This window comes from Neorhizobium sp. USDA 3394, from assembly GCF_056280385.1.
Genome location: NZ_JBWCDU010000002.1, coordinates 154,987 through 180,307, shown reverse-complemented (window position 1 = coordinate 180,307; position 25,321 = coordinate 154,987). Strand labels below are relative to the sequence as shown.

21 protein-coding genes are annotated in these 25,321 nt (G+C 61.5%); 18 read left to right on the top strand and 3 right to left on the bottom strand.

Going from position 1 to position 25,321, the window contains the following annotated elements; all coding sequences use genetic code 11:
• The first annotated feature begins 95 nt into the window (after positions 1–95).
• The 16 genes from ACZ9EJ_RS22385 to ACZ9EJ_RS22310 all read left to right on the top strand — a co-directional run bounded on the left by ACZ9EJ_RS22385 (position 96) and on the right by ACZ9EJ_RS22310 (position 17,709).
• Entirely contained in the window at positions 96–941 is an 846-nt protein-coding gene (locus ACZ9EJ_RS22385; protein ID WP_046633075.1) for an arylamine N-acetyltransferase family protein, read from the top strand.
• Positions 942–976: 35 nt separating this feature from the next.
• Positions 977–1,594 (top strand): YceI family protein, encoded by a 618-nt coding sequence (locus ACZ9EJ_RS22380; RefSeq protein WP_046633073.1) that lies wholly within the window; start codon positions 977–979, stop codon positions 1,592–1,594.
• Positions 1,595–1,999: 405 nt separating this feature from the next.
• Complete coding sequence (locus tag ACZ9EJ_RS22375) at positions 2,000–2,584, top strand: TetR/AcrR family transcriptional regulator (RefSeq protein WP_046633070.1); 585 nt, start codon at positions 2,000–2,002, stop codon at positions 2,582–2,584.
• Entirely contained in the window at positions 2,581–3,183 is a 603-nt protein-coding gene (locus ACZ9EJ_RS22370; protein ID WP_476099862.1) for a DsbA family protein, read from the top strand. The genes ACZ9EJ_RS22375 and ACZ9EJ_RS22370 overlap by 4 nt, the downstream gene beginning before the upstream one ends.
• A gap of 109 nt (positions 3,184–3,292) precedes the next feature.
• Positions 3,293–4,669, top strand: coding sequence for an FAD-binding oxidoreductase (locus tag ACZ9EJ_RS22365; protein WP_046633067.1), 1,377 nt, complete (start codon positions 3,293–3,295; stop codon positions 4,667–4,669).
• A gap of 40 nt (positions 4,670–4,709) precedes the next feature.
• Positions 4,710–7,010, top strand: coding sequence for a molybdopterin guanine dinucleotide-containing S/N-oxide reductase (locus tag ACZ9EJ_RS22360; RefSeq protein WP_046640565.1), 2,301 nt, complete (start codon positions 4,710–4,712; stop codon positions 7,008–7,010).
• A 185-nt stretch (positions 7,011–7,195) separates the two neighbouring features.
• Positions 7,196–8,842 (top strand): ABC transporter substrate-binding protein, encoded by a 1,647-nt coding sequence (locus tag ACZ9EJ_RS22355; RefSeq protein WP_046633063.1) that lies wholly within the window; start codon positions 7,196–7,198, stop codon positions 8,840–8,842.
• Between the two features lie 33 nt (positions 8,843–8,875).
• The gene (locus tag ACZ9EJ_RS22350) at positions 8,876–9,886 is read left to right on the top strand and encodes an ABC transporter permease (RefSeq protein WP_046633061.1); all 1,011 of its coding nucleotides are present in this window, start codon (positions 8,876–8,878) and stop codon (positions 9,884–9,886) included.
• A complete protein-coding gene (locus ACZ9EJ_RS22345; RefSeq protein WP_046633060.1) occupies positions 9,883–10,731 on the top strand; it encodes an ABC transporter permease in 849 nt (282 codons plus the stop codon). The genes ACZ9EJ_RS22350 and ACZ9EJ_RS22345 overlap by 4 nt, the downstream gene beginning before the upstream one ends.
• On the top strand, positions 10,710–12,413 hold the full coding sequence (locus ACZ9EJ_RS22340; RefSeq protein WP_046640564.1) for a dipeptide ABC transporter ATP-binding protein: 1,704 nt from the start codon (positions 10,710–10,712) through the stop codon (positions 12,411–12,413). Before ACZ9EJ_RS22345 ends, ACZ9EJ_RS22340 begins: the two co-directional genes overlap by 22 nt.
• A complete protein-coding gene (locus ACZ9EJ_RS22335) occupies positions 12,410–13,501 on the top strand; it encodes an LLM class flavin-dependent oxidoreductase (protein WP_046633056.1) in 1,092 nt (363 codons plus the stop codon). The genes ACZ9EJ_RS22340 and ACZ9EJ_RS22335 overlap by 4 nt, the downstream gene beginning before the upstream one ends.
• Before the next feature lie 142 nt (positions 13,502–13,643).
• Entirely contained in the window at positions 13,644–14,747 is a 1,104-nt protein-coding gene (locus tag ACZ9EJ_RS22330; protein ID WP_046633055.1) for an LLM class flavin-dependent oxidoreductase, read from the top strand.
• Complete coding sequence (locus ACZ9EJ_RS22325) at positions 14,747–15,943, top strand: acyl-CoA dehydrogenase family protein (RefSeq protein ID WP_046633053.1); 1,197 nt, start codon at positions 14,747–14,749, stop codon at positions 15,941–15,943. Before ACZ9EJ_RS22330 ends, ACZ9EJ_RS22325 begins: the two co-directional genes overlap by 1 nt.
• A 2-nt stretch (positions 15,944–15,945) precedes the next feature.
• Positions 15,946–16,929: a ketopantoate reductase family protein gene (locus ACZ9EJ_RS22320; RefSeq protein ID WP_046640563.1), complete on the top strand. Its 984-nt coding sequence runs from the start codon at positions 15,946–15,948 to the stop codon at positions 16,927–16,929.
• A gap of 38 nt (positions 16,930–16,967) precedes the next feature.
• Positions 16,968–17,528, top strand: coding sequence for an FMN reductase (gene msuE, locus ACZ9EJ_RS22315; RefSeq protein ID WP_046633051.1), 561 nt, complete (start codon positions 16,968–16,970; stop codon positions 17,526–17,528).
• Between the two features lie 40 nt (positions 17,529–17,568).
• Positions 17,569–17,709: a hypothetical protein gene (locus ACZ9EJ_RS22310; RefSeq protein WP_476099858.1), complete on the top strand. Its 141-nt coding sequence runs from the start codon at positions 17,569–17,571 to the stop codon at positions 17,707–17,709.
• Between the two features lie 279 nt (positions 17,710–17,988).
• On the opposite strand, the gene ACZ9EJ_RS22305 is transcribed toward ACZ9EJ_RS22310, so the two are convergent.
• On the bottom strand, positions 17,989–19,863 hold the full coding sequence (locus ACZ9EJ_RS22305; protein WP_046633328.1) for a methyl-accepting chemotaxis protein: 1,875 nt from the start codon (positions 19,861–19,863) through the stop codon (positions 17,989–17,991).
• A gap of 244 nt (positions 19,864–20,107) precedes the next feature.
• Positions 20,108–20,590, bottom strand: a complete 483-nt coding sequence (locus ACZ9EJ_RS22300; RefSeq protein WP_046633050.1) for an Lrp/AsnC family transcriptional regulator — start codon at positions 20,588–20,590, stop codon at positions 20,108–20,110.
• A 98-nt stretch (positions 20,591–20,688) separates the two neighbouring features.
• Here ACZ9EJ_RS22300 and ACZ9EJ_RS22295 point away from each other — a divergent pair, with 98 nt between their 5' ends.
• Positions 20,689–22,188, top strand: a complete 1,500-nt coding sequence (locus tag ACZ9EJ_RS22295; RefSeq protein ID WP_046633048.1) for an aminotransferase class V-fold PLP-dependent enzyme — start codon at positions 20,689–20,691, stop codon at positions 22,186–22,188.
• Positions 22,181–23,053, top strand: coding sequence for an MBL fold metallo-hydrolase (locus ACZ9EJ_RS22290; protein WP_046640562.1), 873 nt, complete (start codon positions 22,181–22,183; stop codon positions 23,051–23,053). Before ACZ9EJ_RS22295 ends, ACZ9EJ_RS22290 begins: the two co-directional genes overlap by 8 nt.
• A 1,744-nt stretch (positions 23,054–24,797) precedes the next feature.
• Here the strand turns inward: ACZ9EJ_RS22290 and ACZ9EJ_RS22285 are convergent.
• Positions 24,798–25,097, bottom strand: coding sequence for an immunity 53 family protein (locus ACZ9EJ_RS22285; protein ID WP_046633042.1), 300 nt, complete (start codon positions 25,095–25,097; stop codon positions 24,798–24,800).
• Between the last annotated feature and the right edge of the window lie 224 nt (positions 25,098–25,321).

Below are 25,321 nucleotides of genomic sequence, written 5' to 3'. Positions count from 1 at the left end.
GGGGCCTGGATTTCTGCGTCCCAACGCAAGAGCGCAAGTATCGACGACCGATGCAATCCGGACCTTGAGAAAGAGAGATGAAAGGAGACCGAAGAATGACACATGTACCTTCGAACGAAAACGGGATGACCCTGACAGCCACGCAACTCGATGCCTATCTGGCCCGGATCGGGGTCGAGCGGCCATCGCGGCTCGACATCCGCAGCCTGTCGCAGCTGCACCGCGCCCATCTCATGAGCTTTACATGGGAGGCGCTGGACGCCTTCATGGGATGGCCCTCCGCGATCACCCCGGCTGCGGCCTTCGCCAAGATGGTCGAGAGGCGGCGCGGCGGCTGGTGCTACGAGATGAACGGCCTCTTCGGCGCCGCGCTTGCAGCATTCGGCTTCCGTGTGACCCGCCTTTGCGGCGGTGTCGATCGGGAAAAGCTCGGCGACATCGCCATCGGCAATCATCTGACGCTGCGTGTCGACCTCGACCGTACCTATCTCGCCGAAGTCGGCGTGGCGGACGCCATAATCGAGCCGGTACCGCTTACTGCCGGGCCGATCAGCCAGCGCGGTTTCGACTTCTCGATCATGCCGGCGGACGGCGGCTGGCTACGCTTCAACAACCATGTGCATGGCATCGCGAAAAGTTTCGATTTCCGGCCCGACCACAGCGACGAAGCTGCGATGATCGCAACGCATGGCTGGCTGATGCAGGATCCCGGCTCCCCGTTCACCAATGCGCTCGCGGTCATGCGGCATACGGCGGACGGCTATGTCGCCCTCCAGAACGACCGTCTGCGCCGCGTGACGGCAAACAGCCTCAGCGAGGAGCGCATCACGAGTGCCGACCATCTTGCCGACACGTTCGAGACCGTATTCGACCTCGACATTCCCCGGCCCGGAAACGTCTGGGAGCGCCTTCAGGCCATAAGCCGCGACAAGGCCGCCTGAACCGGCACCATTATTTCACAGTCAAGGAAACACTCATGCTTCGCACAACTGCATTCGCCCTTGCTCTTGCCTTGAGCACGACCCTCGCCCTTGCGGCCGCCACCCATCCGGCGCCGGGCGGGGTCTATAAAACCGACCCCTCGCATTCGAGTTTCAACTGGTCGTTCGACCATTCCGGCCTGTCGCACTACACCGCACGTTTCACCAAGGTCGATGCGCGGCTCGACTGGAAGCCGGAAAGGCCGGAAACCTCCACACTCTCGGTCACAATCGATCCGCTTTCGGTCCGCACCGACTATCCCTGGCCAGCAAAGGTCGATTTTGATGCGGAAATCGGCGGAGAGGAGACCTTCCTGGCAGCCAAGCCGATCACCTTCGTTTCCAGGACGATCCACGTTACGGGCGAGAAAACCGGCACCGTCGAAGGCCTCCTCACCTTCCGCGGTGAGACACACCCGGCAACGCTCGACGTCACCTTCAACGGTTCGATGGCCGAGCACCCGATGATGGGCGTCCCGAAGATCGGCTTCTCGGCGACCGGCAGGATCCGCCGCAGCGAATGGGGACTGGATTTTGCAATCCCCGAACTCGGTGACGTCGTCACTTTCGCCATAGAAACGCAGATGGTGCCCGCTGACTACTCCTTCCAGTGAGAAACGAAATGAGATGCAGGTCTGGCCGACCTGTATCTCAATCATTGCTGCAGGCCATCAACTTGCTTGAGTCGCCGACCGGTTCCCTTCCCACACCTTATCGGTCGTAGCGCCGACCAAAACAGGAAGCCGCTTTTGTTATGAGCCAACACCGTGTGATTGGCGGGAAGGAAGGCTGACGCGGCCGGACCTGTGATCGAGGCGTCCCGGCAGCCCGACTTCAGATCCAGGTATGGGTCCCAGGCCCAAAGGTCTTCCAGATGCGTCAGAGCAAAAAATATTCCCAACGACGCGTCCAAGCGAAATGACCTGTCTTTCTCTCACCCACTGGCACGCATAGAAACCTGTCTTGCTGCACTCGCATGTCAGAGCGCGCTGTTTCGAGAAGGCTCCGCAAGCAGATCAATGAAAGCTTCCATTTCAGATCACATCCTCGCGTCTGCCGGCGCACTTTTCTACCGCGAAGGCATCCGCGCTGTCGGCATCGACCGCATCATCGAAGAAACCAAGGTTGCCAAGGCAACGCTTTATCGGCATTTCCCGTCCAAGGATCATCTTGTGGCGGCCTATCTCCAGGACCGTCACGAGCGGGTCATCCGCTCTCTGGAAGAGGTTCTGAACGAAGTCCCCCGCCCGCGGGATCAGCTCAATCTCATTTTCGAGCGGTTGCATGACAAGGCGGACAGCCCCGAATTTCGCGGATGTGCGTTCGCTCTGGCAGTAGCCGAGCACGGCGATTCAGAAAGCGTTGTTACCGTCGCGCGTGCCCACAAGGCGGCCGTCAGCCAGATGTTTCTCGCGCTGATGGAAAGGGCGGGTGCCGAGATGGCCCAGCCGGCCGTCCATCTTTCCCTTCTTTACGAGGGCGCGCTGGCGACAGTTGCAGTCGGGCGCGATCCCCAGGCTGTGCTGACCGCCAGGGACTGCGCTCTTTTCGTATTCGACGCCGCAATTTCTTCGATCAAGACCGCGGAAAAAGGCAGAGTATGACAAAGGTAATAGACTATTTCTTCGGCATCGGTTCACCCTGGTCCTTCATTGGCCTTGATGCTTTTTCGGAACTTGCACTGAGACACGGAGCGTCGATCCGACCACATCTCATCTCGGTGATCGAGGACAACGGCGGGATCTATTCCCGCAACCGGCCGGAAGCGCGGCGCGTCTATTGGACGAAGGACCTGAAGCGCTGGGCAGTCCTGCGCAGCAAGACGCTGAACTTCGATAATCGCGCGGCCCTGTCCGATCCCACGCCCGCCGGATTCATGGTCATCGCGGCCAACGAGGCCGGCTTGGATTGGCTCGAGCTCACGCGCGCCCTGCAGACGACATTCTGGACGGACGCGGCGGATATCGGCCGGAGCGAGGTGCGCCAGGCGATCGCGAATTCGGTAGGGAACGATGGGACAAAGCTGGAAGAACGCGCCCAAGCCGAGGCTACCCAGTCGATCTGGAGATCCAACATCGAAAGCGCCAAGACCGCCGGCGTCTTCGGCCTACCGACGTTTCGTTACGAAGACGAACTCTACTGGGGGCAGGATAGCCTGCCATTCCTCGAGCGCCACCTGAACGGTGACAAGATCGCCGTCTGAGAGCTCGCCTGGCGAGACCTGCTGCCTGTCAGTTGGCATTCGTGCCTGATCGTGACGGCACGGCGCGACTTCGGCTGGCATGGTCAACATCTAAAGAGGGACGTGAAAGATGGGCATCCTATCCGCTGAGCTATCGGCCCAATTGCTGGCAAAGTTCGGTGATCGCTTCTCGATCTCGCAGACCCTGCGCGAGCAGCACGGCCGCGGCGAATCCCATCACACGCCGGCAATCCCGGATGCAGTCGTATTCGCGCAAAGCACTGACGATGTCGCCGAAGCCGTCCGGCTCTGCGCCGCGGCAGGCGTGCCCGTCATCGCCTTTGGGGCGGGAACCTCACTCGAGGGGCATCTGACCGCAGTGCGCGGCGGCGTGTCGATCGATCTTTCGCAGATGTCGCAGATCATTCGTGTCAGCGCCGAGGATCTCGACTGCACGGTCCAGGCCGGCGTCACACGCGAACAGCTCAACGCGCACCTGCGCGACCAGGGCCTGTTCTTCCCGATCGACCCGGGCGCCAACGCCTCGATTGGCGGCATGGCGGCGACCCGGGCATCGGGCACCAACGCCGTTCGCTACGGCACCATGCGCGAGAACGTGCTGTCGCTCACCGTCGTGCTGCCGACCGGTCAGGTCATTCGCACCGGCGGACGGGCGCGCAAATCGTCTGCCGGCTATGACCTCACCCGCCTCTTCGTCGGCTCGGAGGGCACGCTCGGCATCATCACTGAAGTGACCTTGCGGCTCCAGGGCGTTCCGGAAACCATTTCGGCGGCCCTCTGCTCGTTCGAGAGCGTGGAGCAGGCGGTCGCCGCCGCGATCGGCATCGTGCAGCTTGCCATCCCCGTCGCGCGGATGGAACTGATGGACCGCGGCCTGATCGCCGCCGCCAACGCCTATTCCGCCCTCTCGCTCAAGATCGAAGACACGCTCGCCTTCGAATTCCACGGGTCTCCTGCCTCGGTTGAGGAGCAGGTCGAGCTGGTTGCGGCCATCGTGAAGGATCACGGTGGCAGGGATTTCGAATGGGCCAATGCGCCGGAGGCGCGAAATCGCCTCTGGAAGGCCCGGCATAATGCCTTCTACGCAGTCGTCTCGCAGAGACAGAATGCCAAGGGCTGGTCATCCGATGTCTGCGTTCCGGTATCGGAACTCAGCGGCTGCATTTTGATGACACGCGCACTGCTGCAGGACTGCAGTGTTCCGGCTGCCATTCTCGGCCATGTCGGCGACGGCAACTATCATGTGGTCTTCGCCGTGGATCCCGAGAACAAGGCGGAGCTTGCCGAAGTCGCCGCCATCAACAAGAAGATGGTGGAACAGGCACTCTCCGTCGGCGGAACGTCGACCGGCGAGCACGGAGTCGGCACCGGCAAGATCGGTTATCTGCGTCAGGAACACGGAGACGCCGTCGAGCTGATGGCCCTTCTGAAACACGCCATCGATCCCAAAGGCATCATGAACCCCGGCAAGATCCTGCCGGGGTGAGTGTTGCCGATCTTTCCACCCTTGTCGCGGGAGACGGTGCATGGACGGCTTCAAATCCCACAGCTCTCATTGGGGCGCATTCTATGGACGGCGTCAGGGCAATGTGCTCGAAATCCGCCCCCATCCCGCCGACCCGCACCCATCTCCGCTGCTCGGCAATCTGCCCGCAATCGCCCATAGCCCCGCCCGCATCCGGCGCCCGGCCGTCAGGCGCGGATGGCTTGAAGGCCGTCCCGACAATGCCGACAAGCGCGGGAGCGACGGTTATGTCGAAGTCACCTGGCCGGAAGCGCTCGATCTTGTCGCCAGTGAGCTTCGCCGCGTTCACGGCGAAGCCGGACCGCAGACCATATTCGGCGGCTCGTACGGCTGGTCCAGTGCAGGGCGGTTCCATCATGCCCAAAGCCAGATCCACCGTTTCCTCAACGTGCTCGGCGGATATGTCAGATCGGTCAATACCTACAGTTCGGGCGCGGCGATGGTCATCATTCCGCATGTGCTCGGTCCTTACGATCACTTCGACCGAAAGAGCGTTACCTGGGACGCGATCGAGCGCAGCAGCGAACTGATCGTTGCCTTCGGCGGCATGGCGGTCAAGAACACCGATGTCCATGGCGGCGGCATCAGCCGGCACGTGGTGCGCCCGGCGCTGAACGGTGCCCATGCGCGCGGCGCGCGTTTCATGCTCATAAGCCCGCTCAAGGATGATATTGCGACAGATCTGGATGCGGAATGGCTGCCGGTCACCCCCGGAACCGATGTCGCGCTGATGCTCGCAATCGCCTTCGTCCTCGTCATCGAGGGGCGGCATGACCGGGAATTTCTCGACCGCTATACGACAGGCTATCCGCGCTTCGAGGCTTATCTGCTGGGACACGAGGATGGCGTCGAGAAGAACCCGCAATGGGCAGCCGGCATCTGCGGCATCGCTGCCGAGACGATCGTGGATCTGGCGCGGCGCATGGCGAAGGCCCGAACGCTGATCACCGTCAGCCATTCCCTGCAGCGCGCCGACTACGGCGAACAGCCTGTCTGGATGGGGATCGTGCTGGCGGCCATGCTCGGACAGATGGGCTTGGATGGCGGCGGCTTTTCCTATTCGCTCGGCGCCCTCGGCAACATCGGCAAAAGCCAGCTTGCCGTTCCCCTTCCGACGCTCAAGCAGTTCCACAATCCGGTGCCGGATTTCATTCCCGTCGCACGGATCGCCGACATGCTGCTGAAACCGGGCGAACCGTTCCACTACAATGGCCAGGCTCTGCGCTATCCCGACATCCGCCTCGTCTATTGGGCCGGCGGCAACCCGTTCCATCACCATCAGGATCTCAACAGGCTTCGCAAGGCGTTCAAGACGCCGGAGACGATTATCGTGCACGAAACGGCCTGGACGTCCTCGGCACGCCACGCCGATATCGTCCTGCCCGCGACCACGACGCTCGAGCGCGACGATATCGGTGCGGCCGACCGCGATCCGATGATGATCGCCATGAAAAAGCTGATCGAACCGGTCGGCGAAGCACGCGACGACTACGATATCTTTGCGGATATCGCAGAGCGCCTCGGCAAGCGCAGCGAATTCACCGAGAACCGTTCGAGCCGCGAGTGGCTTGCCTTCCTCTTCGAGACAACGCGGGCGGCACTCGCCGCCGCTGGTCACCCGGCGCCGGATTTCGAAACGTTCTGGGAGGAAGGCGAACTGCAATTGCCGGTAAAGCATGACGATGGCGGCCCTGCGCGCGCATTCCGGGCCGATCCGGACGCCAATCCGCTGCCGACGCCATCGGGCAAGATCGAGATCTTCTCTGAAGCGATCGAGAGCTTTGGTTATGACGATTGCCGGGGCCATCCGCGCTGGTTTGAACCGGATCCGACGACAAAGTCGGCGGAGAGCCGCTATCCCCTCTATCTCGTCTGCAACCAGCCCCACTCGCGTCTTCACAGCCAGCTGGACTATGGTGACCTCAGCCGCTCCACCAAGATCGACGGTCGCGAACCGGTGCGCATCAATCCGGCGGATGCGGAAGAGCGCGGCATTTCGGATCGCGATATCGTCAGGCTGTTCAACGCTCGAGGCAGTTGCCTGGCGGCTGCGGTAATCAGTGCGGATGTAAAACCTGGCGTGATGCAGCTTGCCACCGGCGCCTGGTTCGAGCCCGATGATGCCCAAGCCGAGATGGCCATGTGCATTCATGGCAACCCGAATATCCTCACTCGTGACGCTGGCACATCTTCGCTCGCGCAGGCCTCGACCGGGCAGTTGACAAAGGTCGATGTAGAGCGCTTTGCCGGCGAATTGCCGCCCGTGCGCATTCTCGACGGAATGACGTTCATCGACGAATAGACCGGCAGCGGCACTACCCTTGCCGGGCGAACGGCTACCGGAAATCCTGATCCTCGTGCATCAGATTGCGCCGATAAAATAATCTACAAAACCAATAGAAAAAGAACAACCAGTCTTTCTCGAAATCGATCCGCTCCCATAGGCTCCTGTTCACAATCAGCCCGGCAACCAAACAGGACCGCTTCATGAACGACCGTTCTTCCCGCCCTCTTCTTTCCCGGCGTCGTCTGCTGGCCGCCACCTCTGCGCTGGCATTTGCCGCTTTGGTCGCGACAGCGAATGTAACCCCGGCATTGGCTGAAGAGGTAGATGGCGGAGACGTCGTCTTCCTCATCGACTCCCTCGGGGACACCTGGATCCCCAACAACAGCGCGATCTCCAGTTTTCAGGGCCATATCTGGGGCCATGTGACTGACAAGCTCCTCTATGTCGATGCCGATGGCAAGGTCAGCCCTTGGATCGCCGAGCGCTGGGAGCAGAACGACAATGCGACCGAATTCACCCTGCATCTCAAGAGCGGCGTGACCTTCTCCGATGGCAGCCCGCTCGATGCGGCAGCCGTCGTCGCCAATCTCGACATCTGGTATGCCGGGCGCAAGAGCGAGGGCATCAATCCGATCGGTCTGTTCCCCAAGACCTATGATCATGCCGAAGCCGTCGATGCGACAACCGTGAAGGTCTTCTTCAAGAAGCCGACCCTCGGCTTCATCCCGACGCTCGGCTACCACGGCTCGATCCTCATCTCCCCGAAGACCATTGCCTCGCCGGCAAGCGCCCAAGCGGACCTGAGCAAAACCTCCGGCAGCGGCCCTTATGTCGTCGTGTCCTGGAAGGAAGGCGACTACGTCAAGCTCGCCAAGCGCAAGGATTACAACTGGGGGCCGGCAGCGGTCGGCCAGACCGGCCCCGCCCATCTCGATACGATCACCTACAAGCTCGTTTCCGAACCGTCGCTGCGCGTTGCGGCAGTCCAGTCCGGCCAGGCCGACGTCGCCTACAACGCGTCGCCTCAGGAGCTTGAATCCCTCAAGTCGGAAGGCCTCACGGTGGCGACGCCACGTTATCTCGGATTCGTCAACGGTTGGGCGATCAACACCAAGCTTGCTCCCTATGACGACGTGAAGGTTCGCCAGGCGCTTCAGGCCAGCATCAATCGCCAGGAAATCATCGACACCGTCTATACGCCCGACTGGAAGCTCGCAACGTCGTTCATCCAGAGCAACGTTCCAGGTGCGACCGACCAGAGCGCCCTGCTCGCCTACAACCCTGAAAAGGCTGAGAAGCTTCTGGACGAGGCTGGCTGGAAAAAGGGGCCGGGCGGCATCCGTGTCAAGGATGGCAAGCCGCTGTTGCTGACGCTGAACTCGAACCCCTACCTTGCGACATCGAAATCGATTGATGAGCTGATTTCGCAGCAGCTTGGCAAGATCGGCTGGAAGGTCGATATCCGCGCCTATGACGTCGTCACCTTCGGCCAGAAGGTAAAGTATGGCGGCGCTGGGGTGCCGGCATATGAGGTGACGCGCTCCTTCATCGACGCCGGCACCGTCGCCAGCATTCTGACCAACGCCAACAATGGCGAGAACTGGTTTGCGCTCGACGAGAGCGACAAGACCCTCAACGACCTGCGCGACAGGATCGCCGGCGCCGGCTCCATCGAAGCCCGCAAGCCGCTACTCGACGAGCTGCAGAAATACGTCCTCGACCAGGGTTATTTCATTCCGCGAACGCAGATCGTCCAGCGCGTCTACGTGCAGTCGCCGAACCTCAAGGGCGAGGTCTACAATGGCGTCGCCTATGCCAGCTACTACACGGCGATCAAGAGCGAATAGCCCGGCAATTCAACAGACACAGAGGTGTTGGGCATGAGCAAAGCCTATTTCAACTACGCCGGAAAGCGGCTGCTGCAGGCGATCGTCGTGATCCTGCTGTCTTATGTCTTCACCTTTGTCGTCGTCAGCATCCTGCCCGGCGATCCGATTACCAATGTCCTGAACAACCCGCAGAACGGCTTCACGCCGGATGAGATCAAGGAAATCATCGCTGCGCAGGGGCTGGACAAACCGATCCCCGTACAGCTTTGGAACGCCTTTTCCGGCTTCGTGACCGGCGATCTCGGTCTGTCGATGCGGACCAACCGGCCCGTCGCGACGCTGATCGCGGAGGTTCTGCCGTCGACGCTTGTGCTTGCCTCTGCTGGCCTCGCGGTCTCTCTTGTCCTCGCGGCGATCATTGCCTACGGCACGCAATTTCTGCCGCGGCGGTTTGGCCAGGGCCTGCTGCGCGGCTTCCCGTCGCTGTTCCTTTCGGTCCCGAACTTCGTGATCGGCCTGGTGCTGATCCACCTCTTTGGTTTCCAGCTCGGCGTCTTTCGCGTCATCGAGCCCGACAGCTTCTGGGCGACGCTTTTCGCAGCAATCGCCCTCGGCATCCCGATCTCCGCGCAGATTGCCGAAGTCCTGATCGCCAATCTCGACCATGAGTCCGGCCAGGACTATGCCGCCGTCGCACGCGGACGCGGGCTTGGCCAGATGCGGCTCTTCGTCATGCACCTGCTGAAGCCGTCATCGCTGCCGGTCATCACCGTCGTCGCGTTGACGATTGGCGAGTTGCTCGGCGGCTCCCTGATCACCGAGACGGTGTTTGGCCGAAACGGACTTGGCAACCTGGTGCAGCGGTCGGTCAGCACTCAAGACTTGCCGGTTCTGCAAGCAGTCGTCTCGCTCGCGGCGGTGGTCTTTGTTGTCGTCAACCTGATCGCCGACCTCACCTACCCGCTACTCGATCCCCGCGTAAAACTTCTCGGCACGCAGCAGCGTCGGCCGACAACCGCTGATGACAGCTCTCTTCCCATCTCCAAGGCGGTGACCCCATGACGCTCGCCTCTATTTCTTCCAACCCTCGGGCAACGCTGATCGGCCGTCTGACGGGCCTGCGTGTGCCCCTCGTCGTCATCCTTTCCTTCCTGGTCGTCGCTCTGGTGATCGCCTGGTCTTTGGCGCCTGGCCTGTTCACCGGCTACGATCCGGTGAACGGCACTCCCGCCCAAAAGCTGCTTGGCCCAAGTGCGGCGCATTGGTTCGGCACCGATCATCTCGGCCGCGACCTTTATGCCCGCGTCGTCCACGGCACGGCCTCATCGGTGGCGAGCGCGCTGATCGCGGTCGTGATCGGCGTTGTCGCGGGCGGAATTATCGGACTGCTGGCCGGCTTCTTCGGTGGCTGGGTGGACACGGCCTTTGCCCGCCTCGTCGATGTCTTGCTGGCCATCCCCAAATTCCTGCTGGCGGTGATCGTGGTCACCGCAATCGGTTTCGACACGACCAATGCGGCAATCGCGACGGGCGTCTCCGCCGTCGCTCTTTTTGCCCGGGTGATGCGCTCCGAAGTCATCAAGACCCGGCAGGCAACATTCGTCGAATCGTCCTTTCTGCTCGGCGGATCGCGCTGGCACATTCTGTGGCGTCACGTGCTTCCGAACGCATCGCGATCGGTGCTGCCGCTTGCCGTCCTGCAGTTCGGCGACTCCATTCTGGTCATCGCCAGCCTTGCCTTCCTTGGCTACGGCGACCCGCCACCTGCTTCCGATTGGGGCCTGCTGATCTCGATCGGCAAGGACTACCTCAAATGGCCCTGGCTGGTTTACGCCCCGGCCCTTGTCACGATCGCAACCGTTCTCTCTGTAAACAGGATCAGCCGATGGCTCCGCAAGACAGACTGACCACGTTTTTGAACCACCCGTCCTCCCCGTTGCTGCGGGTCAAGGGATTGTCGGTGGCCTACGGCACCCACAGGGTCGTGTCCGATGTCGGCTTCGAGCTTGGACGTGGCAAAAGTCTCGCGCTGATCGGCGAATCCGGATCCGGAAAATCGACCATCGCCCGCGCCGTCCTGCGGCTGCTTCCCGGAACGGGACATGCAACGGGCCGCGTCGAATTCGATGGCCAGGAGCTTCTGGGGCTTCCCGAGCGCCGCTTTCGCCCGTTCAGGGGACGCAGGATCGGCTTCGTGCCGCAGGATCCGGGCAATTCCCTGAACCCGGTGCGCACCATCGGCGCGCAGGCGATGGAAGCTGCCGCACTGCTGGACGAACCGGACAAGGCGCTTCGCAAGGCAGTCGTTCTGGAGACATTCGCGCAAGTCGGGCTCGACAATCCGCAGCGCGTCTACGACTCCTATCCGCATCAGCTTTCCGGCGGCATGCTCCAGCGCGTGCTGATCGGTCTCGCCGTTCTGCCGCGGCCGGCGCTGCTGGTCGCGGACGAGCCGACTTCCGCACTCGATGTGACGATCCAGAAGCGTATTCTCGACCTCTTGTCGAAATTGCGGGAGGAGTTGCAGATCAGTCTTCTCCTGATCACCCATGACCTGGCGATCGCAGCGGAGCGCGCGGATTCGATTGTCGTCCTCAAGGACGGCGCCATCCAGGAAACCGGCAGTACCGCTATGGTATTCTCCGCCCCTTCCTCGTCCTACGCCAGAAAGCTCCATGGCGATGTGCCGGCACTCAACCCGGACCGGTACCGGCCGTTGCGAGAGCCTGGTTTCCGGCACCTCGGCGCCAGGCGCGACAAGACACCGAAGATCGAGGTCAGCGGCGTAACGAAGAACTTTACCGTCGACGGCAAGGTTCTGACCGCCGTCAACGACGTCTCGTTCGACGTTCAGGCGGGAACGACGCATGCGCTGGTGGGGGAATCCGGATCCGGCAAGACGACGGCGATCCGGCTTTTGCTCGGGCTTGAGCAGCCCGATACCGGAAAGATCGCTGTCGGCGGCGAACAGGTGAACGGTCGGTCGCCGGAGCAGCTTCGCTCTGTCTGGCGCCACCTGCAGCTTGTCTACCAGAACCCCTTCACATCCCTCGATCCGACCTGGAACGTCGAAAAAATCGTGCGCGAACCGCTGGACCGCTTCAAGATCGGGACATATCAGGAGCGGACACTCGCGGTCCGCAAGGCGTTTGCAGACGTGGGACTGGGGGAACATCTCTTGTCTCGAAAGCCCGCCGCCTTGTCGGGCGGCCAGCGCCAGCGCGTCGCCATCGCCCGGTCGCTTGTCCTGAAACCCGATGTGATCGTGCTTGACGAGCCTACTTCGGCGCTCGACGTCAGCGTCCAGGCCGATATCGTCGAAGTACTGCTGTCGCTGCAGGTCAAGCTCGGCCTCACCTACATCTTCGTGTCGCATGATCTGGCGCTCGTGCGGCAGCTTGCCCACACGGTCTCGGTCATGCAGCGCGGACGCATCGTCGAGCACGGCACCGTCGCAGAGATCTTCGACACCCCCCGCCAGCCCTACACCCGCTCGCTGCTGGAATCGATCCCATCAGGTGCCGCGCGTCTTGCGCGCACCCAACCCCTGCAGCACCGGCAGATCTTCAACGAGGAAAAGATCGCATGACCGTCATCGCCCCCTCCCCGGAGCAGTCCGCGTCATTTCGTCCGAAGAAGCGGCTCGGGTTCAACACGCGCGTCTCGTTCAACGACGAAACCGGCCCCGCCCACGGCTTGCGGGAGGGCATCGAGCTTTTCAAGGCGGCAGAACGCCTGGGCTACCAGTCGGGTTGGGCCTATCAGCGGCATTTCGACCACTATCTATCCTCGCCGCTGCCCTTCTTTGCCGCGGCGGGTCAGCATACCAGCCATATCGTGCTGGGTTCGGCCGTCATTCCAATGCGTTATCAGGACCCCATTCTTCTGGCAGAAGCCGCAGGTACGACCGACCTTCTGATCGGCGGCAGATTGGAACTGGCAATCTCGACCGGTTCGAACGCAGCCTTCGATGCTGTCTTCGGCGCGGTCGAAGCCGACGCCCGGACGGAAGCCAGGCGCCGCCAGGCGCGTTTTCTGTCCGCGATCTCCGGCGAGGTGCTGCACACCGTCGCAGAACCCGGCCAGGGTGCCGCGCAAGGCAGCCAACTGAGGGTGACGCCGCACAGCCCGACCCTTCGCTCGCGCATCCGTCAAGGTTCCGCCAGCCTCGGGTCGGCGATCCAGGGCGCCGAACTCGGCATCGGGCTGATCGCCGGTACCGTACAGCACGACCACGCCGAGGGTGAGAGCTTCGGAAACTATCAGGCCCGTTGCATCGAGGCCTTCCGATCCACGTGGCGAAAGCAGCGGACAAGCGAGCCGCCGCCCGTCGCCGTGGCAGCGTCGATCCTGGTCGGCACGACATCCGACATTCGCGAGAAATATGCAGCCTATGATCTTGAGCGCCGTACCCAGGGCATAGCCGCATCGCGGCCGAAGGGCGCACTCGAGCCGAGCGCGCGGACCAACCAGCCGCCGGGAAGCCAGATCTCGCCGGTCTTCCACGGCACTCCGGACCAAGTAATCGAAGCAGTGCTCAGTGATCCCGGGCTCGCCGCGGCCGACGAGATCGTTCTCTTCCTGCCGCCGGCCTTCGGCCTTGCCGAGAATATCCAGCTGCTGACCGACCTCGCCGGGACTGTCGCCCCGAGCCTTGGCTGGTCGCCTGACTGGTAGAGGCGTCCCCTGGAATTTAAACGCCGGCAGCCATCGATTGGATATATTTTCTATAGTTTCAATAGAAATAGAAAGACCTGTCTTCCTTAGCCTCTGCCTGCCGCCTAACTTCCTGCCACCATCGACAACCAGAGGAGCTTCCATGTCCGCGGAATTCATCAGCGTCAGCTTTCCCAACGCCTCGAACGACCTCAACCCCATCCCGGATGCCCCGGTCGATCCCCGCTATCTTGAGCGCTACTCGCGCGCCCTCGATGACTACGGCTTCAACTACACGCTGATCCCCTACTCCTCCTCGTCCTTCGACCCTTTCACGATCGGCGCCACGGTTCTCGCGCATACGAAGAACATTAAGATCATCGTCGCGCTGCGGCCCAACACCGTCTATCCGACGGTCGCGGCCAAATCGCTGGCAACCCTTGATCAGTTGAGCGGCGGACGCGTCGTCGTCCACTTCATTGCCGGCGGCAGCGATGACGAGCAGGCGCGCGAGGGCGACTTCCTCGACAAGGAACAGCGCTACGAGCGGCAGGAAGAATATATCCGCATCCTGCGCCTTGCATGGACTTCCACCGAGCCCTTCGATTTCGATGGCAAATATTACCAGTTCAAGCAGTTCCGCAGTGCTGTGCGTCCGACAAACGGTCTGATCCCGATTTCGCTTGGCGGCTCATCGGATGCAGCCTATCGCATCGGCGGTTCGCTCTGCGACATCTTCGGGCTCTGGGGCGAGCCGCTCAAGGAAACGAAACAGCAGATCGATCGCATCTACGCGGAAGCCGCAAAGGCAGGCCGAACGGACCGCCCGCGCATCTGGGTGACGTTCCGGCCGATTGTCGCCGAAACGGACGAGCTTGCCTGGGAAAAGGCGCACAAGGTTCTGGACCGCCTGAACGAGAACCGCCAGAAGGGGCTCCACCGCGCGCCCGTAAACGCCGCGCCGCCAGCCAATGTCGGTTCGCAGCGCCTCCTGGATATCGCCAAGCGCGGCGATGTTCATGACCGGGCGCTCTGGTATCCAACCGTCACCGCCACCAATGCCAGCGGCGCGACCACGGCACTTGTCGGTTCGCCGCGCACGATTGCCGATTCCATTCTCGATTACATCGATCTCGGTGCCGATCTGATCTCGATCCGCGGCTACGACAATTTCAACGATGCGGTGGATTACGGCCGTTACATCCTGCCGCTGGTGCGCGAGGGCATACGTGAGCGGGAAGAAGCAAAGAAGAAGGTCGCCGCCTGATGATTGCGCGCGACACGGCTTTCGATCCAAGTCTGCTGAGCGCGACGACGCGCGCTCTTGCGGATGCAGCTCCCGAGGCTGACCGGACGGGGGATTTTCCCTGGACAGGCATCCTTGCGGTTCATCAAAACGGCCTGCTCGAAAGCACTGTCGCGACGAGATATGGCGGCGCCGGCGCAAACCTCTACGAGGCCGCAACGATCCTTGCCGCACTCGGGCGTGGTGATCCGTCGGTCGCGCTGATCAGCGCCATGACGATCTTCAACCACCTCGGTCAGGCAACGAAAAGCCATTGGCCCGAGGACCTCTACAAACGCCTGCTTACCCAGGCCAAGCAGCAGCCGCTGCTGCTCAATGCCGCGCGTGTCGAACCGGAACTCGGCTCGCCCGCCCGTGGAGGCCTGCCGGCGACGGTTGCCCGGCGTACCGCATCCGGCTGGTCGATCACCGGCCGCAAGCGGTTCGTCACCGGCGCGCACGGTCTGACCCATTTTCTGGTCTGGGCACATACCGATGAAACGCCGGCCCGCGTCGGAACATTCGTCGTTCCGAACAGGATTCCGGGTATTCGCGTCATCGAGAACTGGAACAGCCTTGGCATGCGCGCCTCCGGCTCTCACGATGTCGAATATACCGACGTGGAAATCCCGCGCGAGAATGTCATCGATCTGGTCGATCCCTCCGTCGCACAGCAGGATAACCGCGCCCACGCGGCAATCACACTGGCGCTGACCGCGCTTTATCTCGGGGTGGCCGAAGCGGCTCAGGAGGCGTTCATCCGCTTTGCTCACGAGCGCGTCCCGACCAACCTTGGCCACCCGATTGCCCGCACGGAACGCTTCGTGACGCTTTCCGGCGAGATCGACCTTCTCGTCTCCGGCGCCCGGCAGATCATTTTCGATGCCCTGAAGGACAAGCAGGCCGAGGCCGAAAAACACATCAGGGCCCGGCTGCTTGCCGGCCGGCAGTTGCGCGACGCGGTACAGATCGCCGTGCGCGGCATCGGCAATCCCGGCCTCGGGAACGAACTTGGGCTGGAGCGTCATTTCCGGGACATTCAGTCCGTGCTCGTCCATGCCCCGCAGGAAGACACGTCCATCTCCATTCTCGGGCGCGTCGCCTTCGAGCGTTGGAAGAGCGAAAACGAAACGCCATTGGCGCCTCCGGTCAATCTCACTGTATTGAAAACGGCCTGATCATGACACGCTACATCATCATCGGTGCCGGCGCGGTCGGTGCGAGCCTTGCGGCGGAGTTCGAAACGCATGGCATCCCCTATGTGCTCGTTGGACGCGGAGCGCAGATTGCCCATATCGCCGCGCACGGTCTCTCGTATCGCCGGCCGGGCGGACACCGCGTGCTCAGGCTCAACACCGCCGATGCGGCCGCGCCACCGGCGCTTCAGGCGGGTGATATTCTGGTCCTTGCGGTCAAGGCGCAGGATGTCGAGTCGGCCACGGAATTCTGGGCCTGGCGGCAGGTCGAGGGTGCAGGCTTTGCATCACAACTGCCCCTCGTGACATTGCAAAATGGCCTGGCTGCGGAAGACATCGCGCTGCGGCGTTTCGATCGTGTCTACGCAGCCAGCATTCGCATTCCGGCCCGCTACACCGTCACCGGCGAGGTTGTCGTCGGGGGCGAGCCGAATGTCGGCATCGTAGCTCTCGGACGCTACCCCGAAGGGCTCGATGACACGGCGTTGTCGATCGTCGCGGATCTTTTGAAGGCGGGCTATCTTGTCGAAGCGCGACCCGACATCCGGCGATGGAAGGCAGCCAAGCTCGAACACAACGTCACAAATGCGGTCGAGCTTTTCGCCGGCGCTTCCGAGCTCCGCTCAAAGGCCGCCGCCGGCTTGGCGCAGGAGGCCCGCGCTGTTCTGATTGCGGCCGGCTATGATCCAGCTTCTCCCTCGGAGTGGAGAATTGACATATCATCCTGGCGCGTCGCCCCGGAAAGCGGCATCGAGCCCGGCCAGCAATCGACCTGGCAAAGCTTCACCCGCGGCACCTCGAGCGAGGTCGATTATCTGAACGGCGAAATCGTCCGGCTCGGCCGCATCCATGGCGTAGCGGCCCCTCTCAACACTGCCTTCCAACAGGCTGCGGCGAGGCTTGCGCTGGAAGGCCGGCCGCCGGGCACGAGGGATATCGCCGAAATCGTCGGCGGTGTTGCCAGCTAAGTTGGACGCAGTTCTGTAACTGGATTGGAAGGAAAGACATGGGGACCCCAAAGATCGTCGGGATGGCAGGGAGCTTCAGCCGGCCTTCGAAAACCACGTCACTGGTCCGGCACGTCGCCGAACGCGCGAGCAGCCGCTATGGCTTCGACGTCGCCGTCTACGACATGATCGATGTCGGGCCATCGCTGGGCTCTGCCCTTTGGCGCAACCAGCTCGATGAAAAGGCACAACATGTGCTGCAGGAAATCGTCGCCGCCGATATCCTTGTCATCGGCGCCCCGACCTATAAGGGCTCATATCCTGGCCTCTTCAAGCACCTGATCGACCTCATTGATCCTCATGAGCTGAAGTCGAAGCCGATACTCATCACCGCGACAGGCGGCGGCGATCGTCACGCGTTGATGGTAGAGCACCAACTTCGCCCGCTCTTCGGATTCTTCATGGCACACACCTTGCCAACAGCCGTCTATGCATCGGATCGAGATTTCCTTGACTATGCTGTTGCGTCGCAGCACCTCAGCAAGAGGATCGATGAAGCGGTGAGCGAGGTGGACGTCTTTTTCGCGAGGCGAGTACCGACACGCGAAGCCGCAGAGTAGACACCGCACCGCACACCCAGCCGGCGTTCACGCCGCATGAATGCGCCTCGGCCAGACCGTCAGCTCCATCCTCGACATGGCCGTGAGCCTGCCGACGGCCGCGCAAGAGCTGAGAAGGACGTTCAAGCCAATCGAGGATGCGGCGTGGGAAACCGGCGTCGACGACCACGGGGGTATCTGATGGCATCGTAGCCCTGTCCTCCCACGGTTTTTCCTTCGCGGCCTCCGAGATCGATGACCCGTGTGGATATCGTCGGCAATATCCCAGTCGCGAGTGACCAACAGGGTGGCGAGCCCCGCCTCTTCGGCGATCTCCCGCAGGAACGCAGAGACCTCTTTTTGGCTGACCGGGTGAAGATGAGAGGCTGCGTTGCGAAGCCCGTGGTTGGGCTACCACCACAGCCTCGGGAACCCTTTGTAGGGCGAAGGCGAAGTAGGACGCCCGTGCAAGAGCCGCGCCTCATCTTTGACTCGCGCGGCGGGGAGCGATTGTCTCCACTAGCCGGCCGTTCTGCAGGGACCGCCCAATCCGCTGGATGTCGGCTGTATTGTCGCTCTCCAATTGGAACTGATTGACAAGATGCCGCAGGCGGCTCGCCTCGGAGGACAACGAAGCGACGGCGGCTGTTGACTGCTCGACCATCGCCGCGTTCTGCTGCGTCGCCTGGTCCATTTGATTGACGGCCGTATTGATTTCGGCAAGTCCCGTCGACTGCTCGCGCGCCGCGGTGGCAATGGCATCCATGACCTGATTGATCTGTACAACGTACTCACCGATCGACTTGAGCGCCACCCCGGTTTCGAGAACCAGTTTCACGCCATTATCCACTTCAGTCGACGATTTCTTGATGAGCCCTTTGATTTCCTTGGCCGCTTGAGCAGCTCGCTGGGCAAGCTCGCGGACTTCCTGTGCGACGACTGCGAAACCCTTGCCCGCCTCACCCGCACGGGCCGCCTCCACACCAGCGTTGAGCGCCAAAAGGTTCGTCTGGAAGGCGATTTCATCAATTACGCCGATGATGTTCGAAATCTGCTGCGAACTGTCCTCGATGCGTCGCATGGCTTTCTCGGCTTCCGATACGACCGTCGCTGACCGTTTGGCACTGGCATTGGCTTCTAGGGCCACATTGCGTGCCTCGTCGGTACGTTTCGTCGACATCGCGACATTGGACGTAATCTCATCCAAGGCTGCAGCCGTCTCCTCGAGAGAGGCTGCCTGTTGTTCTGTGCGCCTGGAAAGGTCCTGAGCACCGGATGCAATCTCACCGGTCCCATTGTCTATGCTCTGTACGGTCTGGAGTACCGCGCCGATTGTCGTGCCCAGTTGGCGGAGCGAAGCATTAAAGTCCTCGCGCAGCGCCTCGTATTCGGCCCCAAATTGCTCAGAAAGCTGAAATGAGATGTCGCCCGCCGCAAGCCGCCGCAGACCTCCACCCAATGTCGTGGTCGCGAAGCGCAATTGTTCGGCCTCCCGTTCTGCGCGCTGCTGGGCGGCGGCGCGCGCCGTTTCCATCTCGATGCGGGATTCAGCCGCTTCATTCTCGAGCCTGACGACATTGAGGGCATTGTGACGGAAAACTTCAACTGCACCGGCCATTTCACCAACTTCGTCGGCGCGCCCGGCGTAAGGAATGTCGCTATCAAGGTCTCCGTTCGACAGTTGCTTCATCGCGGAGGTTATCCTTCGGATCGGATTCGCGACGCCTGAGATCGCAAACACGATGCCGGCGAGAACTATGAGCACCGCAAGCACCGCGATCGCCGCCGTCCCCAGGAAAGCGGACTTCGCGGAGGCACTGCTTGCCGCCACAAAGCCTTCAGCCTGGTTGAGGATGAACGCAACCAGATCGGTTACCCCCTTGCCCACCAGTTCGGCTTGCGACTCCATGTCCTTCTTGAGTAAATGAACCGCTTCCGATGTCTTTCCGCTGTTATGGAGTGCGACCATTTGCTCAGCCGAGGCGCGGTATTTGCTGAGTTCCGGCTTGATCCGATTGATCAGTTCCCTCCCGCGCTCAGTCCGGGCGCCGTTTTCGTAGTCGGCAACAACCTTTTCGACAGCAGCGACAGCGGCGTCGATCTTTCGCTTCCCGATACTCTGCTCCTCCGCCGTATCGTCGAGGATGTAGCTGGCATAGACAAGTTTGAGATCGAGAAAATTGCCTTTTATCTCACGGGCCGTCAACAGCCGTTGGATCCAGAAGGTCCCGATCTGCTCCGCATTGGCGCTGAGTGTTGAGATCGTGCTGAGGGAGACATAGGATAGACCAATCATGAACACACTGATGATCGACAGCTTCAGGACGAGGGCTTGCTTGATGCTTGGGCGGTTCATGCTGCGGCTCCAAAGGCGCTTAGCGGCGACCGGCTCGATCGTCAGGACGGAATGTCGCATCATATCGATAATTTCGAATTAACTAAAATACATCGCCGTCTCGCGCTCCTTCGCAGCGGAAGACCGCGCCGGTGCATCCAACCCGCAACGGGTATTTGCTGAACCTGCAAAAATAGCCTGATTGGCCTCGAGGCAGGAAAGGCTTGAGCTGACCGATAGGGGACCGGCCGTCGGCCTCGCGCGTTTACCTCAGGCGGCTCAGGTCCACGGCCCGATTGCGGATGATGGCCTCCATGGCGAAAAATCCGGTCACGGTCGCCAGGTCGAAATTGGTGATGAGCTTCTGATAGAAGGCGTCGTAGCCGGAAATTCCGCGGGTGACGACCTTGATCAGATAATCCCAGTCTCCGCCTATTCGATAGAAATCGATGACTTCCGGCAGCCGGTCGACATGCTTGCGGAAATCCTCCGACCATTCCTTGGAATGGTGACGGGTCCGGATCATCACGATGACCGTCAGGTCAAAGCCCAGCATCTCGAGATCGACCTCGGCGCGTGTACCGCCCACCACGCCGCTTGACTGGAGCCGCTGGAGCCGGCGCCAGCAGGCATTTTGCGAAAGCCCCACCTGCTCGGCCAGATCACGCTGCGACAGCGCGGCGTTGCGCTGGAGGCAGGTCAGGATTTTCAGATCAATATGATCAAAATTTACAGCTTTATCGATCATGTGACCCGCATTTTTGCCCGTTACCTGAAAAATAGGTGAAGTTTTCAGACCGTGATCGAGATTAGAATCGCTGTCAATTGCTGTTTGGAGAACCGACGATGCGTGAACAGGCCGATCTCAATCCATCAAAGGAACTCGTCACCGTACTCGGCAAGTTCAAAAGCAGCCTCGAAGTTGCCGATCCGATCACCGCGTTGAAAGACGGATTGATCGGTTCGAGGGCGAAAGTCGACGGGCCGTTCGGCTTGAAGGATCTCGTCTACGCCGACTATGTCGCCTCGGGGCGGGCGCTCAGGCAGGTCGAGCAGTTTGTGCTCGACGAGGTCCTGCCCTATTACGCCAACAGCCATACGGAGGCCTCCTATTGCGGGGGAATGATGACCCGCCTTCGGCGTGAGGCGCGGTCGGTCATCAAGGAATGCTGCGGAGCAGACAGCCGGCATGCCGCCATCTTTGCGGGATCCGGCGCGACCGCCGGCCTCAATCGGCTCGTCCACCTGCTGGGCATTACCGATGCGATCACCGCCGGCCGGCGGGTTTGCGTGATCGTCGGCCCTTACGAACACCACTCGAACATCCTGCCCTGGCGCGAGAGCGGCGCGGAGATTGTCGAAATTCCCGAAGGAAGCCGCGGCGGTCCGGATCTTATCCTTCTGGACGAGGCGCTTCAGGGCGCCGGTGCCGACCTGACGATCTGCTCGTTCTCAGCCGCATCGAACATAACCGGCATCTCGACCGACATCGCCGCCGTCACCAGGCTTGCGAAACAGGCCGGCGCCAAAATCGTCTGGGACTATGCCGGCGCCGGGCCCTACATGCCGATCTCGATGACGCCGGAGCAAGGCGCCGAGATCGATGCGATCGTGGTATCGCCGCACAAGTTCCTCGGTGGTCCCGGCGCCTCCGGCGTGCTGATCGTCCGGCATGATGCCGTCGTCACCAGCAAGCCGTCGTGGCCGGGCGGCGGCACCGTCAAATTCGTGTCGCCCACCTGCCACGATTACAGCGATAGCCTGGAAGCCCGTGAAGAAGCCGGAACGCCCAATGTCGTCGGCGACATCCGTGCGGCACTCGTCTTCCTCGTCAAGCATGCGATCGGACTGGAGGAAATCCGGCGGCTGAACGACCTCTTCACGCAAAGGGCGCTCGCCGCCTGGCAGAACGTGCCGCAGATCGAACTCCTAGGGTCCCTTTCGATGGACCGCCTGCCGATATTCTCGTTTCGCATCCGGGACGGCAAGGGTGGTTATGTTCATCAGCAATTGGTCACCCGCATGCTCAGCGACCGGTTCGGCATTCAGGCCCGCGGGGGCTGCGCCTGCGCAGGCCCTTATGTGCACCGGCTGCTGTCGATCGATCCCGAGACGTCGGAGCGGATCAGGCAGGCAATCCTGAACGGCAACGAGATCGAAAAACCGGGCTTTACGCGGCTCAATCTGAGCGTTCTGCTTTCGGACGAGACCGTCCAGTTCATCCTTCACTCCGTCGCGCAACTGGCGCAGGATGCGGCTTCCTATACCGAGTTCTATACGTTCGATCCCGCACGGGCGATCTTTTCTCCGCGTGCATCGGATTTTCGGGAGGCCAGTTATGCATAGACCTGAGGTCGCTGCATTCTTCGATCCGCGGACGTGTTCGATCCAGTACGTGGTGAGCGATCCGCAAACCAGGGCCTGCGCCATCATCGATCCGGTTCTCGACTTCGATGAGAAGTCGGGTTCGACGGCGACCCATAACGCCGATGCCCTGCTGGACCATGTCCGCCGGCATGACCTGCGCCTGCAATGGATCCTCGACACTCATCCGCATGCCGACCACTTCTCCGCCGCCGCCTATCTCAAAAGCAAGACCGGCGCGCCGACGGCGATCGGCGCTCACGTGATCGATGTCCAGAAAATCTGGGCGCAGATCTACAATTGGCCGGACCTGCCTGTCGACGGCAGCCAGTGGGACCGGTTGTTTGGCGATGGAGAAACCTTTTCCATCGGCGACATCGAGGTCGGCGTCATGTATTCCCCCGGCCATACGCTGGCATCGATCACCTATGTCGCCGGCGACGCCGCATTCGTGCATGACACGCTGTTCATGCCCGACAGCGGCACGGCCCGCGCGGATTTCCCCGGCGGCAGCGCAAGTGCGCTATGGTCAAGCATCCAGGCCATCCTGGCGCTGCCCGGGGATACGCGGATTTTCGTCGGACATGACTATCAGCCGGGCGGCCGGCAGCCGCAGTGGGAAAGCACGGTGGAGCGGCAGAGAACGGAGAACATCCATCTCAAGCAGTCTGCCGGCAAGGAGGCATTCGTCGCCCTTCGCGAAACGCGGGATCGCAGCCTGCCGATGCCGAAACTGATCCTGCACGCCCTGCAGATCAACATCAATGGCGGCCGGCTTCCGGAACCGGAAGCCAACGGAATGCGATACCTGAAGTTGCCCATCGATGCGTTTGAAGGCTGCGCCTAGTCTTGAGCACAGCACGACCCGCCTGATTGCCAGCGGTGCGGTCAGCGGCAAGTTCAGCTAGGGAGACAGAGCGAGTGCGGTTTCTGGCGAAAAAGCCGGAGAAACCGCACGGTGTGTCGACCGAAAAATGATGGTTTTGGGCGGTCCCGGCGCCTGCGTGAAGGCCATATCGCAAGCCGTCAATCCATTGGCATCCGATTTCATCCTGGAAAGGGACTATGCGGATGAAATTTCGATTCGTCGACCCATCGCTAACCGAGCACGTCATAACGATTTGCGACAGTTTCACCCTCCATCGTCCCAAGCGAGTTACAGCCCCTCCCCTGCCTGCCGCCGTTGAAAATGGGCCGGGGAAGATCCTCCGGCGTGCAGGGACCCGCACGCGGCGATAGCGGACTTATCGACTTGGCGGCGTTTCATTCGAGCGGTTCGCCATACGAGCACCGACGCGGTCCCTTGCCGGGTGGAGGTTGCCATCCTTGGCGCGAGACCCGTCTTGCCGTTCCTTGACGACCAAAGCCGCGCCTCCAGACCTCAGTTCGCCGATCGAACCCGTTGCTTGAAATCCCCCTGCTCTCATCTCGTCCGTGAGATCATCGGAAAGCCCACCGGCCCCTTGCCGGCTTGATCGGCGAGGTCGGTTTTCGGACGCGGTTCCGTTCATCGCCAAACCCTTCCCGCTCCGGGCGCTGAATGGCCAACGCGAAGCCTGCGAAAGACTGGGCCAAATGGCCATGGCTCTTTGGCAATTCGCTCTCTGGGCATGCGGACAGCTGGAACGTCGCTGCGCCCCGGTCGCGGCGACGGTTTCGCTCGAGGCTCGACACCGCCAGCAGCCTCACGTGCCCGCGGCCTTCATTACGGATCTGCATTCGCTGATGAGGTAAAGTCGTGCAGTCTCCCGTCACCCGCACCACCAGCCTGTCCTGGGACATTCTCGGCCCCACGCCGTTGCACCCCTTATCATCCGTCATCACCTCCTCCCGGATCATCAACGGGACATTTGGATTACCGAACAGGCCTCTGCGCGTTCCCTGGATCCGCGCTTCGTGAAGCCGGGTCCTTCGTAGCGATCGCACACTACGACTCTCGGACAGTTTTTTCAGTTGTCCGCGGACTACCAGTGGCAAGGATGACTCTCTTCGGGGCCTAGTCTCAAGAGCACATCCACAGCTGCATTGGGGCGATTGATCATTGCCACGACGTTCTCGGCAAGCTTGTGGGACCGAATGGCGACGCAGCCAAATGCGGCCGAGCAGTTCGTGTGCAACAATCGCGTGCCTGTCCACGGGGCAAGCTTGGGCCGGATCGAATGGCCCTTGTGCGTCGACAACCACTTGGTTGCGAACGCAACTCGGAAGAGCCCCAGACAATGGTCTCCCCACCTTTGCCGCCCCAGACTACTGGTGAGCGCGAACGGAAGTCCTGCCGATCACCAGGATCCCATCGTCAGAGGTCGCGGATGAGAGGCTCCGTCATCCTATCCTGAGACCCGCCTTCCCCCCTTCTCACGAAGCGGTTGGAGCGAGTGGTGGATGACGTCGAGCGCCGGACAGTTTACGCCAGACCGAACTGGATCGCAGAACAAAAAAAGATGTCTCTCAACACGCGGCGATCACCACGCGAGGAACATCTCCGGGCTTGTTCGGCGAAAGCGGCTGGATCGCGCGACTCGAAGGCGGGCGGATCGCCTCATGCGACGGATGAGTGAGAATTTGCTGCGGCACCAAGGTGCTTGTCGACATCATGGGCGGCCGCTCGTTGCCCAGTCCCGAAATGCCTCAAGAAGCGACCGAAGGTGAAGGGGGCCGCCGGCGCCGCAAAACACGTTGTCCTCGACCCAGCACGTCCACCAGTCCACCTGATGATCGTAATTGTGACTGATCCGATCGAGTGCCCGGCCATCGCAGTCCGTCCCTGCAAGATCGACCTTCAGCGACCAGCCAGGATTATCAAGAGTGTCGATCGAGGCGCCAAAGCCGTGCTCCCAAGCTCCGTCACACTGCGCTTCGTACCAGCGCCCAAACCAGTCCAGAACGTCCATTGCGCAAGGTTATCTGAGAGGCGCCCGATTGGAAAGGACCGACCGCTGCTGCCGATGCGCCATCCCCCTTTATGGGTTCACGACCGGCTTTTGACTATCCCTCTTCCCGATCGACCGATGAGCGGAGTAGTCCGCGGACTACTCCGCTCATGAGTCTCCTAACCCAGCCGGCTGCTACCAAGGAAGACGGCACAGAGGATACTTCAGCGGGCGCAATTCGCAGG

Coding starts and splice junctions, on each gene's coding strand:
- ACZ9EJ_RS22330 (WP_046633055.1), top strand. CDS start 13,644: ATGTCCGCGGAATTCATCAGCGTCAGCTTTCCCAACGCCTCGAACGAC.
- ACZ9EJ_RS22325 (WP_046633053.1), top strand. CDS start 14,747: ATGATTGCGCGCGACACGGCTTTCGATCCAAGTCTGCTGAGCGCGACG.
- ACZ9EJ_RS22340 (WP_046640564.1), top strand. CDS start 10,710: ATGGCTCCGCAAGACAGACTGACCACGTTTTTGAACCACCCGTCCTCC.
- ACZ9EJ_RS22350 (WP_046633061.1), top strand. CDS start 8,876: ATGAGCAAAGCCTATTTCAACTACGCCGGAAAGCGGCTGCTGCAGGCG.
- ACZ9EJ_RS22375 (WP_046633070.1), top strand. CDS start 2,000: ATGAAAGCTTCCATTTCAGATCACATCCTCGCGTCTGCCGGCGCACTT.
- ACZ9EJ_RS22380 (WP_046633073.1), top strand. CDS start 977: ATGCTTCGCACAACTGCATTCGCCCTTGCTCTTGCCTTGAGCACGACC.
- ACZ9EJ_RS22385 (WP_046633075.1), top strand. CDS start 96: ATGACACATGTACCTTCGAACGAAAACGGGATGACCCTGACAGCCACG.
- ACZ9EJ_RS22360 (WP_046640565.1), top strand. CDS start 4,710: ATGGACGGCTTCAAATCCCACAGCTCTCATTGGGGCGCATTCTATGGA.
- ACZ9EJ_RS22300 (WP_046633050.1), bottom strand. CDS start 20,590: ATGATCGATAAAGCTGTAAATTTTGATCATATTGATCTGAAAATCCTG.
- ACZ9EJ_RS22285 (WP_046633042.1), bottom strand. CDS start 25,097: ATGGACGTTCTGGACTGGTTTGGGCGCTGGTACGAAGCGCAGTGTGAC.
- ACZ9EJ_RS22320 (WP_046640563.1), top strand. CDS start 15,946: ATGACACGCTACATCATCATCGGTGCCGGCGCGGTCGGTGCGAGCCTT.
- ACZ9EJ_RS22345 (WP_046633060.1), top strand. CDS start 9,883: ATGACGCTCGCCTCTATTTCTTCCAACCCTCGGGCAACGCTGATCGGC.
- ACZ9EJ_RS22370 (WP_476099862.1), top strand. CDS start 2,581: ATGACAAAGGTAATAGACTATTTCTTCGGCATCGGTTCACCCTGGTCC.
- msuE (WP_046633051.1), top strand. CDS start 16,968: ATGGGGACCCCAAAGATCGTCGGGATGGCAGGGAGCTTCAGCCGGCCT.
- ACZ9EJ_RS22290 (WP_046640562.1), top strand. CDS start 22,181: ATGCATAGACCTGAGGTCGCTGCATTCTTCGATCCGCGGACGTGTTCG.
- ACZ9EJ_RS22355 (WP_046633063.1), top strand. CDS start 7,196: ATGAACGACCGTTCTTCCCGCCCTCTTCTTTCCCGGCGTCGTCTGCTG.
- ACZ9EJ_RS22365 (WP_046633067.1), top strand. CDS start 3,293: ATGGGCATCCTATCCGCTGAGCTATCGGCCCAATTGCTGGCAAAGTTC.
- ACZ9EJ_RS22310 (WP_476099858.1), top strand. CDS start 17,569: ATGCGCCTCGGCCAGACCGTCAGCTCCATCCTCGACATGGCCGTGAGC.
- ACZ9EJ_RS22335 (WP_046633056.1), top strand. CDS start 12,410: ATGACCGTCATCGCCCCCTCCCCGGAGCAGTCCGCGTCATTTCGTCCG.
- ACZ9EJ_RS22305 (WP_046633328.1), bottom strand. CDS start 19,863: ATGAACCGCCCAAGCATCAAGCAAGCCCTCGTCCTGAAGCTGTCGATC.
- ACZ9EJ_RS22295 (WP_046633048.1), top strand. CDS start 20,689: ATGCGTGAACAGGCCGATCTCAATCCATCAAAGGAACTCGTCACCGTA.